The sequence below is a fragment of the Corynebacterium accolens genome (assembly GCF_023520795.1).
Taxonomy (GTDB): Bacteria; Actinomycetota; Actinomycetes; order Mycobacteriales; family Mycobacteriaceae; genus Corynebacterium; species Corynebacterium accolens.
In genome coordinates this window covers 342,114-359,535 of sequence record NZ_CP046605.1, presented here as the reverse complement: position 1 = coordinate 359,535, position 17,422 = coordinate 342,114, and the positions used below count along the sequence as shown (strand labels likewise).

Genomic DNA, 17,422 nt, shown 5'->3' with positions numbered 1-17,422 from the left:
CGTGGCGGTAGCCTTTACGCACTTGCAGCGAGTATGCCCCCGCCTTCGAGGGGAAATTCGAGGACATCTAGGCACCCTTTGGCGTTAAAGGGTTGAGGAAGTTCGAGTCTTCCCACCGTATTGATGACCGCGCCGGCACAGGGTACACGGGTACATTGCGGGTAACCCCTCGCAGTTATTGAGTATCGATTATTACCAGCATGCTGGGCAGTGCGTAGAGGTGAGGGTTGGGAATGGGGACTTAACTTATTCGCGCCCACTATGCTGGGCGCTATGAGCGAGCAGAAGAAATACAGCACCGAAAATCCGTTCCGTGAGGAATTGTGGCGCCCGGTTGAGGGCTTTGGGGATCTCACGGACGTCACCTACCACCGTCTGGCGGCGGACGGTCGGAAGAATGGGATTGTGCGCATCGCCATCGACAGGCCGGAGGTGCGCAATGCCTTCCGGCCGCACACCGTGGATGAGCTGTATCGCACTTTGGATCACGCCCGCCGCACCCCGGATGTGGGCACGATCTTGCTTACTGGCAATGGGCCATCGCAAAAGGATGGCGGCTGGGCGTTTTGTTCCGGCGGTGACCAGCGCATTCGTGGGCGCTCGGGGTATCGCTATGCCACCGAGCATGCCCACGATGATGCCACGGCGGATGAATCCAGCGTCGATGAGGCCCGCGCCAAGGTTGAAGGCGGCCGCCTGCACATCCTAGAGGTCCAGCGCCTTATCCGCACCATGCCCAAGGTGGTTATCGCCGTGGTCAATGGGTGGGCCGCCGGTGGCGGGCACTCGCTGCACGTGGTCTGCGACATGACCGTGGCCTCCCGCCAGGAGGCACGCTTTAAGCAGACGGACGCGGACGTCGGATCCTTCGATGCGGGCTATGGCTCGGCCTACCTGGCCAAGATGGTGGGCCAGAAATTCGCCCGCGAGATCTTCTTTCTGGGCCGCACTTACGATGCCCAGCGCATGTATGAGATGGGCGCGGTCAATGAGGTCGCGGACCACGGCGAGCTCGAGGACGCCGCCATCCGCATGGGCCAGGAAATCAACATGAAATCCCCCACCGCCCAGCGCATGCTGAAATTCGCGTTCAACCTCACCGATGATGGCCTGATGGGCCAGCAGGTCTTCGCCGGCGAGGCCACCCGCCTGGCCTATATGACCGATGAGGCCGTCGAGGGCAAGCAGTCCTTCTTGGACAAGCGCGAGCCCAACTGGGACGAGTTCCCCTATTACTACTAAGGAGTGCCCCGCACCGTGCTCATCGCATTTTGTATCCTGCTCGCGGTCCTCGCCGTCGCGGGCGTTCTTGGCTCGCGCGTGTGGATGCTGCGCCGCATTAAAGAGGCCGAGGCCAATAACGAGCGGCCCTTTGATCAAGAGGACAGCTACCGCTGATTCCCGCATCGACTCACCCCGACCGCAACCGGGGTTTGTCCCGCCGTGGCCTTAAGATCTAGTGCCGTGACTATCCTCGCCCCCTTGCCCGTCGATCCGCACGATCCCGCGGCCATCCTGCCGGACCTCGAATCCGCCATTGCCGGCAGGTCCTGCTTTTTGCCGCTGCCGCTTGCCGATGCCACCCGCGCCACCCTCCTGCGCAATTCCCAGCGCGCCGGTGAGCCCATCGCCGAGGATATCGCGCTCGTGGTCTCCACCTCCGGGTCCACCGGCACCCCAAAGGGCGCGCAATTAACGCCGGCCAACCTGGTCGCCAGCGCCGATGCCACCCACCAGGTCCTCGGCGGCCCTGGGCAATGGCTCTTAGCGATGCCCGCCCACCACATCGCCGGCATCCAGGTCCTCGTCCGCTCCCTAGTGGCCGGGGTGGATCCGCTCTGCCTCGATCTCAGCGAAGGCTTTAATATCTCTGCCTTCGCCCGCGCCGCCGCGGAGCTCTCCCGCACCGGCGACCGCACCTACACCGCGCTCACCCCGCTGCAGCTGGCCAAGGCCATGGATGTGGCGGAGGGCATCGATGCGCTCCAGAGTTTCGATGCCATCTTGGTGGGCGGTGCCGCCATCCACCCGCGCCTGCACGCCGCGGCCGCGGACCAGGGCATCACTATCACCACCACCTACGGTTCCTCCGAGACCGCCGGCGGCTGCGTCTACGATGGCCGCCCCCTGCCTGGAACGACCGCCCGCGTCCAGGACGGCCGCATCTTGCTCGGCGGGCCCACCATCGCGCAGGGCTACCGCAATGCCCCAAGCCACGAGGCGTTTCCCGGAAACGGGTGGTTCGCCACTTCCGATGCCGGTGTCATCAAAGACGGCATCCTCACCGTCACCGGGCGCCTCGATAATGTCATCGACTCCGGCGGGTTGAAGCTGCACCCAGACGTCTTGGAACGCGAGATCCTCCGGGTGCCCGGTGTTGACGAGGCGTGCGTCGTCGGCATCCCGCACCCGCGGCTGGGCCAGGCCATCGTGGCCGCCTATACCGGTGATGCCGAACTTGGCGATATCTTCGAGGCCCTCGAAGACGCCGAACTCCCCCGCTGGCAGCTGCCTAAGGACTTAAAGCGCCTCGCGGACTTTCCCACCACCGGCCCTGGCAAGGTCGACCGCCAGGCCGTCGCCGCCCTCTTTAGCGCCTAACCTTCACCGGGGCCCGGCCTCGGCCCCAGCCCCGACCCCGGCTTCCTGATTGCTGAACGCTGCTAGCCCAGTGGCACAATGGTGGCTATGACTTCATCAGCCGGTAATTATTCCGCTACCGCACAGGATTGGATCAATGGCGCCCGCCCGCATACGTGGGCCAACGCCTTCGCACCCGTTGTCGCAGGTACGGGCGCGGCCTTCGGCATTAGCGGCGGGCATATCGGCCGCGCGATGCTCGCGCTCATCGTGGCGTGGGCGCTTATCATCGGCGTGAACTATGCCAACGACTATTCCGATGGCATCCGCGGCACCGATGCTGACCGCACCGGCCCGCAACGGCTGACCGGCAGCGGCCTCGCGCAGCCTAGCCACGTGAAATACGCCGCCTTTGGCTGCTTCGCCGTCGCTGGCTTGGCCGGAATCATCCTGTCCCTGGCCGCTGGTGCCTGGTGGCTCATCCTCATCGGTGCGCTGTGCATCGCCGGCGCGTGGTTTTATACCGGCGGCAAGAACCCCTACGGTTACCGCGGCCTGGGCGAGGTCGCCGTCTTCGTCTTCTTTGGCCTCGTCGCCGTGCTCGGCACCGAATTTACCCAATCCGGCCACATTTCCTGGACGGGCCTAGCCCTGGCCATCGGCATCGGCGCCATGAGCTCCGGGGTGAACCTGGTCAATAATATCCGCGATATCCCCTCCGATGCCGAGGCCGGCAAGATCACCCTCGCGGTGCGGCTGGGCAATAAGAACGCCCGCCTGCTCTTTACCGGCCTGCTGCTTTTGCCCTTCATGCTCACCATCGCGGTTGCCTTCGGCAGCTGGCTCGCGCTCGCCGGTCTGGTCTACTTCCCGTTTGCACTCCGCGCGGTGCGCACCGTCAATCGCGGCGCCACCGGCGCCGAGCTCATCCCCGTGTTGGGGCTTACCGGGCGCGCCATGCTCATCTGGGCAGTCATCGAGGCCATCGCCGTCGCCCTCGTCTAGTCCAGGGCTAGGCTTGCGCGCCTAGGCCTCCGCGCGGCCTTCCAATTCGGCCTGCACCCACTGCTTATGCGCCTTGCGCTGCGCGGAGTATTCCGCCAGCGTCTGTGTGGCCTCGATGCGCCAGTTTTTAAAGATCAGCATCGATAGCGGCAGGGCAACAAAAAGGGCTAGGAGCGCTGCCACGAGGACGGGGATGGGGAAACCAATCCCTACCGCCAGCAGCTCGATGACCGCGGTGAGCGCGATAAAAAGCACCACGCGCGCGAGCCCGTATTTCCATAGCGCCTTGCGGGAGCGACGGCGCAGTTCGGGGTCCGGTTTTGGTGGCTCAGGGTTGTGCGTCATGGGGGTCGATTGTACGCCGTACAGGTAGAATAATCTGCATGGGTCGACTAATCCTCCTACTGCTTTTTGTCCTCGCCGCCTACCTGGTGTGGAAGGCCTTTGGGCCATCATCCTGGAAGTCCCGCCAGGTTGAAGAACAACCGCGTTCCATCAAGGGCCCCGATGATGACGAGGAGTTCCTGTGGAACCTGGAAAAGGAGCGCTTCAAGCAGCGCCGCAAGCAGGAGGCCGAGGAAGAAAAACGCCGCCAGCGCCGCACTCGCGACGCCGACGGCAACGGTGATTCAAAGGGCCAGGACGACAACCAGGATTAATCCTTTGGCACGAAACGCATCTCTAAGCCCAGCGCTTCTGCCACGGCGATAACCTTTTCCCACCGCACGCCTGCCCCACCGTGTTCGATGGTGTGGAGGGTGGAGCGGGAGACTTGGGCGGCATCGGCAAGCTGCTGCTGGACGATGCCCAACTCCCGCCGCCGCTGCGCAATCTGCGCGCCCAAGCCCAAGATGAGCTCGTTATCGCCGGCGGGCTTTCCCTGTTTATTGCGCGGGCTATGGTTGGTGGCCATTTAGTTCAGCCCCGCATAGGAGTGTAGGCCGGAGACCACCATATTGATGAAGAAGAGGTTGAAGATCATCACGGCTGTAGCCAAGATGTTGATCCACGGCGCGGCCTTGCGGAAGGCCGGGGTCGCACGGGCGTGCAGGTAGGCCGCATAGAGGATCCAAGTGGCAAAAGACACGGTTTCCTTCGGGTCCCAGCCCCAAGGCCGGCCCCACGCGGATTCTGCCCAAATGGCGCCCAAGATGATGCCTAGGCCCAAGGTGGGCAGGGTGATAACGCCCAAGCGGTATGCCAGGCGGTCAATCTTCGCCGCGGACGGCAGCGGATAAGCCAGCGCGCCAAAGAAGCCGCGTTCGGCGTCCTTTGGCTGCCACAGGCGCAACAGGCTCAAAAGCGAGGCGATGCCGGACACGATGCCGATGGACGCGCCCAAGGACACCACCGTGACGTGAATGGGCAGCCAGTGCGATTGCAGCGCCGGCACCACCGGTGCGGAATCCGCATAAAGCTTGGTGGAACCGTAAAACATCAGCGCCAGCACCGGGGTAAGGATCCACGGCCAGACCGTGCGCCATTCCTTGCGCTGCATGGCGATATTTCCCACCAGCAGCACGCCGAAGCACACCATCAATACGTATTCGTAGAGGTTGCCAAACGGGAAACGGCCCGTGGCCAGCCCGCGCAGGACGATTGCCGCGGCGTGCAAAGCAATGCCAACCCACATCAGCGAGGTGGTCATGCCGCCGAGCTTATCCAGCTTGCGTTCCTTCTCCGCGACTTTATCCTCGCTCGAGCTGGCGGCCGCAGAGGCGGCCTCAGCTTCGTAATCGGTGTTGGCAGATGCCGCGTCCGTGCCGGTTGCAGCGTCAGAGCCAGTCCCAGCTCCGGCCGCGGGAGCAGTCGTGGCGCCAGCCTCGGCTCCAGCGCCGACCAATACCTTGGACGCCTCCGAGCGGCCCGCGCGGCGCGCCTCGATGAGGCTGCGAATGCGGCCGTAATACAACAGCGACATAAATAGCGCGACGCAGTACACCACGAATGCGGTCTGCACCGCGAGATCCGAGAAGTTCGACAGATTCTGATCGATCTGCAAGGGAGTCCACCTAGCCTTCACACGTGCGGGATAATGCTGAATACCTTACTCATGCACACAGCGGGATCCAACTATAGTTGGATCAATCATCAGTATAGAGTTTGTCTTCTTCCACCTCATCTGGATCCGGAAGCTCCAAGAGCGCGCGGTGCAGCTCGTGGAATTCCTCGGACCAGCCGGCGCGGTCGGTGCGGGCGAGACCACCCATCTCGATGGTGGTGCCGCCGGCGGAATCCGGCCGCAGGCGAATATAGACGCGGCGGCGCTTAATCATCAATGAGGCCACCAGGGATACCAACATGATCAGCGCGGATGCCAGCACCCACTTCTGGAATGGGTCATAGGAGACCTGGTAATTAGCAAACTCATTGGCGCCGTTGAAGGTGATCTTGGTGCCATCGTCAAGCGTGACGTCATCGCCCTGGCTCAGGTTCACGCGGTCGATCTTCTGCAGCTGCCCGGAGTGCACGAGGCTTGTGTCCAGCGAGAAGAGCGACTGCGGCGTACCGGTATCGAGGCCAGCATCGCCGCGGTAGATATCAACCGCCAGCGCCGGATCGTTGAGGCCCGGGTGGGAAGACTGCAAAAGCTTGCCATTCTCACCGCTCCACTCGGCCGTCGGGGCGAAAAGGCCCTGGATGGCCAGTTGGTTTTGGCGGCGCTCGAAAAGATCCGGGTACATGCCCGCAGGCGGGTCAAAGCGCAGCACGCCCGAAGACAGGAAGAAGGTCGTGTCAGTGGGCTGGAACTGGATGGTCTGCGTGCGCTTTTCCCCATCCGGCCACTCCACCGTCACCGTCGGCGCATAGCCGTGGCCCTGCAGGTAGACGCGGTTTTGTGCCAGACGCAGCGGGTGGTTGACCTTGAGCTCGTAGTCCTTCCATTCGGAAGAATCTTTATAAATATCGTCGCCCTCCGCATAAGAAACGTTGGAGGTAAACATCTCCGCCTGGCCATTGGGCAGGTACTTCGCGGTGAAGTCGTGCGCGGTCATGCAGAAGGGGTGGAGCCCGGTGCCATCGAAAAGCGGCCCTGCTCGGAAGGAGTCAAAGTTCGAGGTGGAGGTATTACAAAACTCCGTGGACTGCTCCAGCGAGGTATTGCCGCCCTGCGAGCCGGACTCCGTCACCACGATGACCTGGCCCTCGTAGTTGACCAGGCGGCCAGCGGCCACGGTGACCAGAATAGCCACCAGCGCGACGTGGAAAATGAGGTTGGCCAGCTCGCGGCCGTAGCCGCGCTCGGCCGAAAAGGCGTGCACCCCGGCGCGATCCTTATCCGGGGCGTACTCGGCCACGCGCCACCTTTTCAGGCGCTTGTGGATCTCCGCGCTGAGTTCTTCCTCGCTCTTATCCGAATGCCCCTCGGCGCTCAGCGGCAGGCGGTGCAGGTACTTCGGCGCGCGCGTGGGTTGAGTGCGCCACGCCTTGTAGTGATCGATGGAGCGCGGAATGATGCAGCCGATGAGCGAGACCGCCAACAGCAGGAAGATGGCTTGGAACCAGATGGAGGAAAAGACATCAAAAAGCTGCAGCTTATCGTAGATTTCCGCTACGGTGCCATTGGATTCGATGAACTCCTGCACGTTCTGCTCGTTCAGGTCGCGCTGCGGCAAGAGGGAGCCGGGGATGGCGGCGAGCGCCAGCAAGAAAAGCAGGGCCAGCGCAGTGCGCATGCTGGTAAGCCAGCGCCAGGCTTTGCGGATATATTTCACGTTTCTCCTAAATGAGGGTTGCGCCGTAGTCCACGGTCCATTTCTGGATATAGGAAATAAACTCGCCCCACAGGCCGGTAACCAGAGCAAGGCCCACGAGGATCATCGCCACGCCGCCAATGATCTGAATGGTGCGCGAATGCTTGCGGGCCCACGAAATGGTGCGCATCGCCCGCGCGGACCCCAGCGCCACCAGCAGGAACGGCAGGCCAAGGCCCAGGCAATAGCCCACGATAAGCAGGGCGCCGCGGGCGGCGGTCACGCCTTCGGTGCCGGCGGAAATGGACACAATCGCCGCCAGCGTGGGTCCCAGGCACGGCGTCCAGCCCAGCGCAAACACGCCGCCCAACAGCGGCGCTCCCAGCCACGTTGTCCAGCGCTTCGGCGCCAGGCGGGTGTCTTTCTGTAGCGCCGGAATCGCGCCCAGGAAAACCACGCCCATCAAGATGGTGACGCCACCGCCCACGCGCATCAGCGTATCGGCGTTGAGCGTGAGCGCGGAAATCGCGCCAAAGACCGAGACCGTCGCCAGCACAAAGACCACGGTAAAGCCCAAGATGAACAGTGCTGCCGCCAGCACGACGGCCCATTGCCTGCGCTTGCCGACGCCCACCCCCAGCTTCTCGTCATAGCTCACCTCACCGCCAACCACGCTGGCGAGGTAAGAGATATAGCCGGGCACCAGCGGGATGACGCAGGGGCTGGCAAAGCTGACAAGACCCGCCAGAGCCGCGGCGAGGATGCCGAGGATCAACGGGCCGGAGGTGGCAGCTTCGGCAAACTGGCCGCCGATATTTGCTGCGTAATCCATTTATTCCTTTTCTAACTTATCCACAACATCCATCACGTCATCGGTGGTGATGGACCGCAAGAAAACGGTAGCCGGGCGGTGTTGTTTATCCAAGACGATCGTGGTCGGCACCACGGACGTAGGCACGCCGCCGAGCGCCGCGGCCGTCTTAAACGGCGGGTCATAGATGGAGGGGTACTCCAAGCCGTTATCGTCCAAGAAGTCATTGGATACCTGCGGGTTATAGTCGCGCACATTGATGCCTAGGACCGTGCCCAGGTCGCGTTTTTGCAGCTCTGCGTGCACTGCCTGCAGGTCATCGGCCTCGGCGCGGCACGGCGCGCACCACTGGCCCCAGGAATTCAAGACCACGACTTCGCCCTCGTAGTCATCCAAGGAAATGGTCTTATCCGTATCGCGGACATCCGCGCCGCTGAAGCTGCGCAGCGGTTTCCTATCGGCTTCCTCGTAGTGGATTTCCCGCTCCCCGCCCGGGGAGATGAATTCGAATTCGCCGCCGGTGGCCACCGCGTTCTGCGCGTTTTCGGCGTCCTGCGTGCAGGCGGTCAAGGTCAGGGCGGTTATAGAAAGCGCGGCTGCCACAACGCGCGTTGCCGCACGGGTGCGTGTGCGTGCCATTAAATCTCCTGCGCCGGCGAGGAATAGAAGATATCGGTGACCTGGTTATCCTCAAAAAGCAGCGAGGTTACCGAAGCCAGCGCGCACTCGCGATTCCACGGCGCATGCGGCAGGCGCTGGCCCAGCACCGTGCGCTGCACCATCACGATGGGCAGCTGGTGGCTCACCAGCACGGCCTCGTGGCCTTCTGCCGCGGTATACGCGCGGTCGACCGCACCGAGCATGCGCTCGGCGATGCCCTCATACGCCTCGCCCCACGACGGCTCCAGCGGGTTGACCATCTTGGGCCAGTGCCGCGGATTCCACAGCGCCGAGCGCAAACCCTTGGTGCGCAGGCCCTCGAATTGGTTGCCGGACTCAATGAGCGTCTTATCGACGTCCACATTTAGCCCCGTTACCTGCGCAATCGGCCGCGCCGTTTCCTGCGCGCGCTGCAGCGGCGAGGCCGCCAAATAGGTCACATCATGATCGCGGAAGCTTTCCGCCGTCCGCGCGGCCATGGAATGCCCGCGCGAGGATAGGTGGTAGCCCGGGATGCGCCCGTACAGGATCTTTCCTGGGTTGTGTACCTCGCCATGGCGCACGAGGTGAACGATGGTGCGTGTCATGTCTCTCCTTGTTGAGTAGGCCTTGTTGCGCAGGCCTTATTGTGCGGGACGCGCTGCAGCCGCGGCCTTCGCGGCGGGCTTGAGGGCGGCATCGATGCGCTCGAAGTCGGCATCGCCAAGAGCATCAGAGACGAACCAGGTCTCGAACGCGCTCGGTGCCACGTAGATGCCGTTTTCAAGCAGCGCGTGGAAGAACGGGGCAAAGCGGAAGTTCTCTGCGGCCTGCATGTCCGCGAAGTTGCGGCCCTCGCCCTCTGCAAAGCGAATGGAGAACATGGATGCCGCGCGCTGAATGTGGTGCGCCACGCCCTCGGCCTCCAGCGCGGAGGAAATCATCGCGCCAAGCTGGTCGGCCTTTTCTTGAAGGCGGGGGTAAAGGGATTCATCGGCAAGCTGCAGCGACTTCAGGCCCGAGGCCATCGCCACCGGGTTACCGGACAAGGTGCCCGCCTGATAGACCGGACCATCCGGCGCCAGGTAGTCCATGACCTCGGCGCGACCGCCAAAGGCCGCGGCCGGCAAGCCACCGGAAACCACCTTGCCAAAGGTCACCAGGTCCGCCGCCACGCCATCGACGCCGTACCAGCCCTTATAGGAGGTGCGGAAGCCGGTCATGACCTCGTCGAGGATGAGCAGGGCGCCATCGGCATGCGCGATTTCCTTCAGCGCCGCGTTGAAGCCCTCATTCGGGGCCACGGTGCCCATATTGCCGGCAGAGGCTTCCGCAATGATGCAGGCAATCTGGCCCTCGTTCTCCGCGAAGGCCTCGCGCACCGCATCCAGATCGTTATAAGGAACGACGATGGTGTCCTTCGCCGTCGCACCCGTAACACCCGGCGAATCCGGCAGGCCAAACGTCGCCACGCCCGAGCCCGCCGATGCCAACAGCGCATCCACGTGCCCGTGGTAGCACCCCTCAAACTTCAGCACCTTCGCGCGGCCCGTATAGCCGCGGGCCAAACGCACCGCCGACATGGTCGCCTCCGTGCCGGAGTTGACCATGCGCACCTTATCGGCCGCGGTGCGCTTGACGATTTCCTCCGCCAGCAGCGCCTCACCCTCCGTTGGCGTGCCAAAACTCAGCCCGCCGGTGGCAGCCCGCTGCACGGCTTCGACGATTTCCGGGTGCGCATTGCCGTGGATCATCGGGCCATACGAGCTCACGAGGTCGACGTACTCATTGCCGTCGACATCCCACAGGCGCGATCCTGCGCCCCGCTCGATCACGCGGGCCTGGCCGCCCACGGAGCCGAAAGCGCGCACCGGCGAGTTCACCCCGCCCGGGATCACTTTGGAGGAACGCTCGAACCACTGTTGCGACTGGGAAGTATTAGGCATGTCTGTCATTCTAGCGACTCGCGCGACATACAAAAGTTTGACTATGCATGTCGGTGGAATTCACAGCAACCCTCCAACGTTCCCTGAGGTTCCGTGATACGTCATAGAAAACGGCATTCCCGCTGAGATGGCACACTGGGGAGGTATGAAGATTGCATTTTTAGGAACCGGACGCATGGGCACCGAGCTTGCCCGCCACCTACTATCTGAGCACGAGCTGACGGTGTGGAACCGCACCGCTGAGCGCGCGCAACCGCTCGTGGACGAGGGTGCGGCGCGCGCCGATACCCCCGCCGCGGCCATCGAGGGCGCCGAGGTCATCATCACCTCTCTCTTCGGCCCCGACCAGATCCGCGAGGTGGTCATCGAGCCGCAGCTTATCCCCGAGGGCATTACCTGGATCGACACCACGACGGTCTCGCCTGACGATGCCCGCGAGTTCGCCGCCGCCGTCGACTCCTACGTCCACTCCCCCGTCGTGGGCTCGCTGGGCCCGGCGCGCGAGGGCAACCTGGGCGTTTATGTCGGCACGCCTGACGATGACCGCCGCGAGGTCGCCCTCGGCCTTGCCGAGGCCTGGGCGGGCGAAGAAAAGCTGATTGGGGTGGAAACGGCGGCGACGGCGGCCATCGGCAAGCTGCTGGCCAACCTTGCCTTGGCCGTGACCGCCGAAGGCCTGCTCGAGGCCCTGCAGCTCGGCGAGTCCGAGGGGCTCGATTCCGAGGTGATCCTGCAGATGCTCGACATCACCGGCCTGTCGTTCATGTCCAATATGAAAGGCCCGTTTATCACCGGCGAGCGCAATACCGACCCCGGCGATTTCACCGTCGACGCCCTGGCCAAGGACGCCAAGCTCATGGAGAGCACCTCCGATAAGCCCCTGCCCGCCGTAACTGCTGCCATCGAACGGTTCGCCGAGATGCAGGACATGGGCCACGGGAACCAGGACTTCTCTTCCATCTTCGTTTTCCGCAATAAGGGCTAGTTATTCACATGTCGCGTCAACGAACCGCGGCTTTTTAGCGCTTTTGGGGCGAGTTATCCACAGGCTGCGCCCGCGCGCCGCGCTTTAGTTGCGCTATCACCTTAAGCTGCGGGGCATGACAGCACTTCAGGCATACCTCGCGGCCCTGGCGCCCGGCATCGACATCGTCGCCGGGTGCACAGGCATGTCCGCCCGCGAGCTGCGCGCGGCCGGTGCGCCGAACCGGACGGCGCGCACGCTGCTCACGCTTGCCGATGCCTTCTTCTCCCCCACCTCCTTTTCCCGCCAACAACGCCGCGCCGTGGCCGCCGCCCGCGAACGCGCCCACGCGCTGCCAACGCTCGAGGTCATCGAGCGCTACGCCACGCGCGCCAAGACCAAGCGCCAGGCATGGCAGCTGCGGGTGGAGCTTTGCCGCACCGCCGCGGATACCGATGAGATGGAAAAGCTCGCGCGCAAGAAACTGCGCGAGATCAATCCGCCCACCCCGCCGCGCCCCGGCGTGCGCATTCGCCGCCGCAAGGACGCGCCGTGGACGCTCGCGATTACTGGGCCGTCTGCCCTCATCGCTGACTTGGAGTCCAACCTGGACGAAGATGCGCCCTTAGACTCCGTCGCGGGGCTTTTCTCCGGCTCCGCCGCCCCGCATCCCACGGTAACGACCAATGCGATCATCACGCTCGACGATCTCGACCGCATCATCGACGGTGACGGCGAGGAAATCACCATCCAACTCACCAATGGTGCGCGGCTTACCGGCGCCGAATTGGTCGCGCGCACGCTTTCCGAGCGTGGCCTTATCACCCTCGTGCATCCCTTCGAAGGCGCGGTGAACCTCTACCGCACCGAGCGCATGGCTAACGAGAAGCAGCGGCTCATGGCCGCCGCCGAAAATCCCGTCTGCCCGTGGCCGCGGTGCAACTATCCTGCGGATAAGTGCCAAATCCACCACCTGGAAGCCTGGCAGCACGGCGGCGATACCAATATGGCCAACCTTGCGGCCTGCTGCCCATATCACAACGGCGTCAACGACGATGACCCGAATGCCCCACCACGCCGCGGTCGCCTCGCCCGCAGACGCGGGCGGGTGGTGTGGCAACCGCCCTGGGCCGACACCGTGCCCGATGCCGTGCCCGGCCCCAGCGTCGGAACCTAGTGCTAGCGCCTAGCATAGCCCCCCAGCACGGACTTTCGGCACTGCCCCGTAGCGCTGGTTCCTAACACCGGTTCCCAGCACTGGAACCTAGCGCCCAGGGCCCGCCGCCATTCCCTGCCGAGGGACGTGTCCTCGCGCATGCCGGTTATCTACGCGCATGTCAGGTTTCCGCACGCGCGGAGTCACCCGCAAGCGCCTGTTCAGGCAGCAGTAACCCTGCTGCCTGTTTAGGCATGCCCAAAACCGATTCGCTCCAGCTCCGGACCGCGTCGCGGTTCAAGTACGGGACCGCCGGCGATTCTTAACTACCGGCAGCGTCAGCCACCGACTTCGCTAGCTGCAACCGGCGCCAGTTGCAACCGGCGCCAGTTGCAGCCGGCGCTAGTTGCAGCCGAGACCAGGTTCTGATGCTAGATGCGGATCCCCGCCGTGCGAGCTAGCTGCTAGCGATGCGTGCGGCGGAAGCGCGCGCATCTGCGATGACTGCAGGCACGCCCACGCCGCCGGCCCAAGCCCCCGTAACGTCGACGCCTGAGGACTGGGACAAGGCATCGCGCACGGCGGCCACGGTGTCGAGGTGGGTGGCGTCAAAGCGCGGCAGGCCGCCGAACCAGCGTTGGGTGAAGATTTCGGCAACGCCAGCCGCGCGGCCGTCGAAGCCAGTCAGGTGTTGCAGGTCATCGAGGGCGTAGTCCACGAGGTCGTCTTCTTCGGCGCGGACGATGGCGTCGTCGCCGAACCGGCCGAACGAGGCGCGCACCAGCGCCCCGCCGCGCTCTGCCAGGTGCGGCCACTTGCGCGACGACAACGTAAACGCCTTTGCGTGCACGTCATCTTGGTCGGTGGCGACGAGGATGCCGGAGTTTTGTGGCAGCGCGGTGCCGGAGGGATCGGTGTCAGACTCGAATTTGAGGCCCACGACTGCCGATGCCGCCAGCTTCACCCCCTTCAACCGCGTCGCCGCATCCGGAGCCACCTTGGGCAGCAGGCGCGCGGCGGTCGGTGCTGGTGTAGCTACCAGCACGCGGTCGAAGGGCGCGGTATCGCCTGGCGCACCGGTGAGGCGGAACTTATCGCCCTCGCGCGAGATGCCAGAAATGAACGTGTCAACGAAAATCTTGGCGCGGGATTTTTCGGCCAGGGTCTCATAGAGTTCGGCGTAGCCGCCGCGGAAGGTCTGGAAAACGGGCCCGGAACCGCTGGGGTTATCCGCGCGGGCTTCCTCAAGGGAGCGCACGGCCGCAGAAAGGGTGACGGGGCGGGAGGCGGCGAGGGAATCGAGGGCATCGGCAAGCGTGGGGATGGTGGCGCGCAGGCCCAGGTCATCGGCGGTGCACGAGTACACCCCGCCCAGCAGCGCGGAAACAACGCGGTCCACCAGGTCGCCGCCGTATTGTTGACGCACCAACTCACCGACCGAAACGTCGCCGCCCACGGTCCACTCGAAGGGCTGCTCGTTATCGATGCGCCGCGCCGTCTCTTCCGAAACCAGGTGCGCAACCGGCGCGGAATGCGACGGAATGCCCATCACCCCGCCCTGCGGCAGGGCCTTGAGCTCCCCGCTGTAGACCAGCGAGCGCAAACCTGACGGGTCAACTAAACTCCCGGCAAGGCCGAGGGCGTGGAAGAACTCCACGGCATCGCGCCGACGGGCGAGGAAAGCCTCGGCACCCATGTCGGTGGGGCCGTCATTAAAAGGCACGGAATACAGCTTCCCGCCGATGCGCCCGGCGGCCTCGAAAACCTCGACATCGTGATCGCGCAGTTCGTAAGCGGCGGTAAGGCCGGCGAGACCGGCACCGATGATGGCAATACGCATTTAGCCCTCCTCGTGAATGATGGATACGGCGCGGGTGATGGCCTCCGCGTCGGTGGTGGGCAGCACCCCGTGCCCAAGGTTCCAGATGTGGGTGTCGATATCGCCGCACTGCTGGGCGCGCTCGACCTCGCCGCGGATGGTGCGCACGGCCTGGCGCACGGCATCGTCGCCGGCAAAAAGCAGCGCTGGGTCGAGGTTGCCCTGCAGCACGCGCGAATTCACGCGCTGCGCGGCGGCGTCCATGGCCACGCGGTAATCCACGCCCATGACCTCGGAGCCAGCTTCGGACATCGCCTGTAGCAGCTCCCCGGTGCCCACGCCGAAGTGGATGCGCGGAATGTCAACGCTGGCCAGAATTTCCTGCGAATATGGCAGCACGAACTCGCGGTAGTCGCGCTCGTTGAGGTAGCCGGCCCAGGAATCGAAAAGCTGCATGGCGTCGATGCCGGCATCGACTTGCACCCGCAGGAAGTTAATGATCGTGGGCACGAGCCGGCGCATGAGCATGTGCCACGTCTCGGGCTCGGCGTGCATGAGCGCCTTGGTGCGCTCGTGGTTCTTGGACGGCCCGCCCTCGATAAGGTAGCTAGCCAGGGTAAATGGCGCGCCGACGAAACCGATAAGCGCTTGGGTCTCGGTAAGCTCGCCGAGGATTCCCGCAATGCCTTGGGCAACTTCGGGCACGTCGGCTTCCAAAATAGGCAGCTTGCCGATGTCCCCCTTCTCCCTCACCGCCTTCTCCATCACCGGCCCGCGGCCGGGCACGATGTCGACGTTGACACCGGCGGCCTTGAGTGGGACCACGATATCGGAAAAGAGAATGGCAGCGTCCACGTCGTGGCGGCGCACCGGTTGCAGGGTGATTTCTGCGAGGAGTTCCGGCATGAAGCAAGACTCCAGCATGCTGATGCCCTCGCGGGCGGCGCGGTACTCCGGCAGGGAGCGACCAGCTTGACGCATCAACCACACTGGTGGGCGGGAGGGGGTGCGGCCGAGGGCGGCGTCGATAATGGGGGCGCGGTTAAGTCGAGACATACCCCTCATTATGAATCAAAAGTTGGAGCAGGGGCTAATTTGCCGCGCCTTTGCCCGCGCGCTTCATGCGTGTCAATGGCGCCTCGGCTTGCGCGCTAGCCCTGCGATCAGCGCCCGTCAGCCCCGCCCGTGGAGGCTGCGGTGGGCGATAAACCGATTGGACTGGGGCCGGAAGAGCAGAACCACCGCGATAAGCAGCGTCACGGCGATAACCAATAAGCCAAGCCCGCCGATACCAAGCGCCAGGGCTGCGATATTGAAGAAGAGGGCAATCGCAATGACAACGGAAATAATGCGGCGCGCCCACTTCGATCCGTTGGCGAGTTGCGCGGAAAAGAGCGCCAGAATGATTGCACCGATGATATTAAATACCGCGACGAATAGGCGGTTCGACCGCACGTACTCGGCGACGCGCGAATCCGAGGGCTCCATCTGCTCGCCGCCTCCGCCGAAGATGCCGACCATGCCACTGACCAGCATGATGACGGCGGCAACAACGAGAACCCAATACGCCCACTGGAGCGGGCGCGGCCACACGGACAAGTCTTGATCCTGGGTGGTGTGCTGCACAGGGCGGTTATAGTCGCGAGGCCCTGGGCGATGATTCTTATCCGCAGAACCGCCGTTCTGGTCATCATCGCGCCGGCCGTGGCCGGGGAACATGCTGGTCATCGGTTGACCCTGTCGTCATCGCCCCTGTTGTGGGAGGCGGAATTCCGCGGAGACTGATTGCGGCCGCCTTTACCCTTGGGGTCCTTTTGCTTGGCGTCCTTCTCTTTGACGCCCTTCTCCTTGGCTTCCTGCTTTTCGCGCTTCTCGCGTTCTTTATCGCGGCGCGCCTGCTCGAGTTCCTTTTCCAGCTCGCGCATTTGCTCGAGCTCGCCGGTGTAGTCAAGGGTGTCGGGCTTAATGGAGAAGATGAGACCCAGTACGGCGGCGACGCCGACCAGGATTTGCACCATGCCGTCGGCAGCGAAGAGCCAGTCGGGGACGTCGGCACCCGCGGGCGTGACTATGAAGGTCAGAAGGATGCGGAAACCGAAGTAAATGGAAAAGGCGAACCAGATGCGGCGCGAGGTGCCCGCGCGTTTTGATGGCTCTGCCAGCGACTTCAGCAAAAACAGCAGCAGCACCAGCACGCCGATGGCAATGGCTGCCGACAGCGCCACCGATCCATAGGCGGCCATTTCAATAAAGGAATCCGATACCTCTTCGCCGTCCTCGCCCCCCGAGGCGCTTTCGACCATCTGCTTGGCCTGCGCCATGAGCACATCGTGGTTGAGCAGGGTCAGCACCACGTTGAGGATCTGGTGGACGGTCTCGCCGACGACGACGCCCAGCCATAGCCACAACATGTAGACCACGGTCTCGGGGCGCTTGGAACCGCCCTTCGCGTCCTTGCCTCCCTGCCGGCCACCGCCAGTTTGATTCGGGCTCGGCTTCCCGCGCTGGTTTCGCTGGTTCTGCGGTTTGCCCGGCTGCGGCTCCTTCTGGCCGCGCGGTTTGCCGGGCTGCGGCTTGGGCCGCGATTCTCGTTGAGGCTCACGCTGCTTATCGCGCTGCGGCCCCGGGGTTCCGGGTTGTTGCCCCTGCTGGCCACGCGGATCTTCGGGCTGTGCCCCTGGAGCACCCGGCTGCGGCTCCTGTTGACCGTGCTGTGGTCGCGGGTCGCCTGGCTGTGGGCCTGGGTTGCCCGGCTCCGGCGACGCGGGCGGCGGCGTCGGACGAGAAGAAGGCTGTGTCACAAGAAT

Annotated in this window: 19 protein-coding genes; 7 read left to right on the top strand and 12 right to left on the bottom strand. The window is 64.0% G+C overall.

The features are described 5' to 3' along the window. Positions 1 to 273: 273 nt before the first annotated feature. From CACC_RS01760 to CACC_RS01745, 4 genes are all read left to right on the top strand, one after another. Entirely contained in the window at positions 274 to 1,242 is a 969-nt protein-coding gene (locus CACC_RS01760) for a 1,4-dihydroxy-2-naphthoyl-CoA synthase (protein WP_034653771.1), read from the top strand. A gap of 15 nt (positions 1,243 to 1,257) precedes the next feature. Continuing rightward, positions 1,258 to 1,398 (top strand): hypothetical protein, encoded by a 141-nt coding sequence (locus tag CACC_RS01755; RefSeq protein WP_005276769.1) that lies wholly within the window; start codon positions 1,258 to 1,260, stop codon positions 1,396 to 1,398. A gap of 66 nt (positions 1,399 to 1,464) precedes the next feature. Next, entirely contained in the window at positions 1,465 to 2,601 is a 1,137-nt protein-coding gene (menE, locus tag CACC_RS01750; RefSeq protein ID WP_005276767.1) for an o-succinylbenzoate--CoA ligase, read from the top strand. 78 nt (positions 2,602 to 2,679) lie between these two features. Further along, positions 2,680 to 3,585, top strand: a complete 906-nt coding sequence (locus CACC_RS01745; protein WP_005276765.1) for a 1,4-dihydroxy-2-naphthoate polyprenyltransferase — start codon at positions 2,680 to 2,682, stop codon at positions 3,583 to 3,585. 21 nt (positions 3,586 to 3,606) lie between these two features. On the opposite strand, the gene CACC_RS01740 is transcribed toward CACC_RS01745, so the two are convergent. Then, the gene (locus CACC_RS01740; RefSeq protein ID WP_005276763.1) at positions 3,607 to 3,930 is read right to left on the bottom strand and encodes a DUF4229 domain-containing protein; all 324 of its coding nucleotides are present in this window, start codon (positions 3,928 to 3,930) and stop codon (positions 3,607 to 3,609) included. A gap of 38 nt (positions 3,931 to 3,968) precedes the next feature. Here CACC_RS01740 and CACC_RS01735 point away from each other — a divergent pair, with 38 nt between their 5' ends. Then, positions 3,969 to 4,244: a hypothetical protein gene (locus CACC_RS01735; RefSeq protein ID WP_005276761.1), complete on the top strand. Its 276-nt coding sequence runs from the start codon at positions 3,969 to 3,971 to the stop codon at positions 4,242 to 4,244. On the opposite strand, the gene CACC_RS01730 is transcribed toward CACC_RS01735, so the two are convergent. The 7 genes from CACC_RS01730 to hemL all read right to left on the bottom strand — a co-directional run bounded on the left by CACC_RS01730 (position 4,241) and on the right by hemL (position 10,685). Further along, positions 4,241 to 4,498 (bottom strand): helix-turn-helix domain-containing protein, encoded by a 258-nt coding sequence (locus tag CACC_RS01730; protein ID WP_005276759.1) that lies wholly within the window; start codon positions 4,496 to 4,498, stop codon positions 4,241 to 4,243. The two genes, CACC_RS01735 and CACC_RS01730, sit on opposite strands and share 4 nt — an antisense overlap. Further along, positions 4,499 to 5,587 (bottom strand): c-type cytochrome biogenesis protein CcsB, encoded by a 1,089-nt coding sequence (ccsB, locus tag CACC_RS01725; RefSeq protein ID WP_035108278.1) that lies wholly within the window; start codon positions 5,585 to 5,587, stop codon positions 4,499 to 4,501. Between the two features lie 82 nt (positions 5,588 to 5,669). Beyond that, complete coding sequence (locus tag CACC_RS01720; RefSeq protein ID WP_005281032.1) at positions 5,670 to 7,301, bottom strand: cytochrome c biogenesis protein ResB; 1,632 nt, start codon at positions 7,299 to 7,301, stop codon at positions 5,670 to 5,672. Between the two features lie 7 nt (positions 7,302 to 7,308). Beyond that, complete coding sequence (locus tag CACC_RS01715) at positions 7,309 to 8,112, bottom strand: cytochrome c biogenesis CcdA family protein (protein WP_005276753.1); 804 nt, start codon at positions 8,110 to 8,112, stop codon at positions 7,309 to 7,311. Beyond that, on the bottom strand, positions 8,113 to 8,730 hold the full coding sequence (locus CACC_RS01710; RefSeq protein ID WP_005276751.1) for a TlpA disulfide reductase family protein: 618 nt from the start codon (positions 8,728 to 8,730) through the stop codon (positions 8,113 to 8,115). Further along, positions 8,730 to 9,338, bottom strand: a complete 609-nt coding sequence (locus CACC_RS01705; RefSeq protein ID WP_005276749.1) for a histidine phosphatase family protein — start codon at positions 9,336 to 9,338, stop codon at positions 8,730 to 8,732. The genes CACC_RS01710 and CACC_RS01705 overlap by 1 nt, the downstream gene beginning before the upstream one ends. Before the next feature lie 36 nt (positions 9,339 to 9,374). Next, a complete protein-coding gene (gene hemL / locus CACC_RS01700; protein ID WP_005276746.1) occupies positions 9,375 to 10,685 on the bottom strand; it encodes a glutamate-1-semialdehyde 2,1-aminomutase in 1,311 nt (436 codons plus the stop codon). A 136-nt stretch (positions 10,686 to 10,821) separates the two neighbouring features. Here hemL and CACC_RS01695 point away from each other — a divergent pair, with 136 nt between their 5' ends. Further along, complete coding sequence (locus tag CACC_RS01695; protein ID WP_005276744.1) at positions 10,822 to 11,661, top strand: NAD(P)-dependent oxidoreductase; 840 nt, start codon at positions 10,822 to 10,824, stop codon at positions 11,659 to 11,661. Between the two features lie 115 nt (positions 11,662 to 11,776). Beyond that, positions 11,777 to 12,817, top strand: coding sequence for an HNH endonuclease signature motif containing protein (locus CACC_RS01690; protein WP_005276742.1), 1,041 nt, complete (start codon positions 11,777 to 11,779; stop codon positions 12,815 to 12,817). A 436-nt stretch (positions 12,818 to 13,253) separates the two neighbouring features. On the opposite strand, the gene CACC_RS01685 is transcribed toward CACC_RS01690, so the two are convergent. From CACC_RS01685 to CACC_RS01670, 4 genes are all read right to left on the bottom strand, one after another. After that, on the bottom strand, positions 13,254 to 14,636 hold the full coding sequence (locus CACC_RS01685; protein WP_005276738.1) for a protoporphyrinogen oxidase: 1,383 nt from the start codon (positions 14,634 to 14,636) through the stop codon (positions 13,254 to 13,256). Further along, a complete protein-coding gene (gene hemE, locus CACC_RS01680; RefSeq protein ID WP_035108277.1) occupies positions 14,637 to 15,671 on the bottom strand; it encodes a uroporphyrinogen decarboxylase in 1,035 nt (344 codons plus the stop codon). 117 nt (positions 15,672 to 15,788) lie between these two features. Beyond that, a complete protein-coding gene (locus CACC_RS01675) occupies positions 15,789 to 16,343 on the bottom strand; it encodes a hypothetical protein (RefSeq protein WP_005276735.1) in 555 nt (184 codons plus the stop codon). Beyond that, positions 16,340 to 17,416: a proline-rich domain-containing protein gene (locus CACC_RS01670; protein ID WP_005276733.1), complete on the bottom strand. Its 1,077-nt coding sequence runs from the start codon at positions 17,414 to 17,416 to the stop codon at positions 16,340 to 16,342. Before CACC_RS01670 ends, CACC_RS01675 begins: the two co-directional genes overlap by 4 nt. Positions 17,417 to 17,422: the final 6 nt, after the last annotated feature.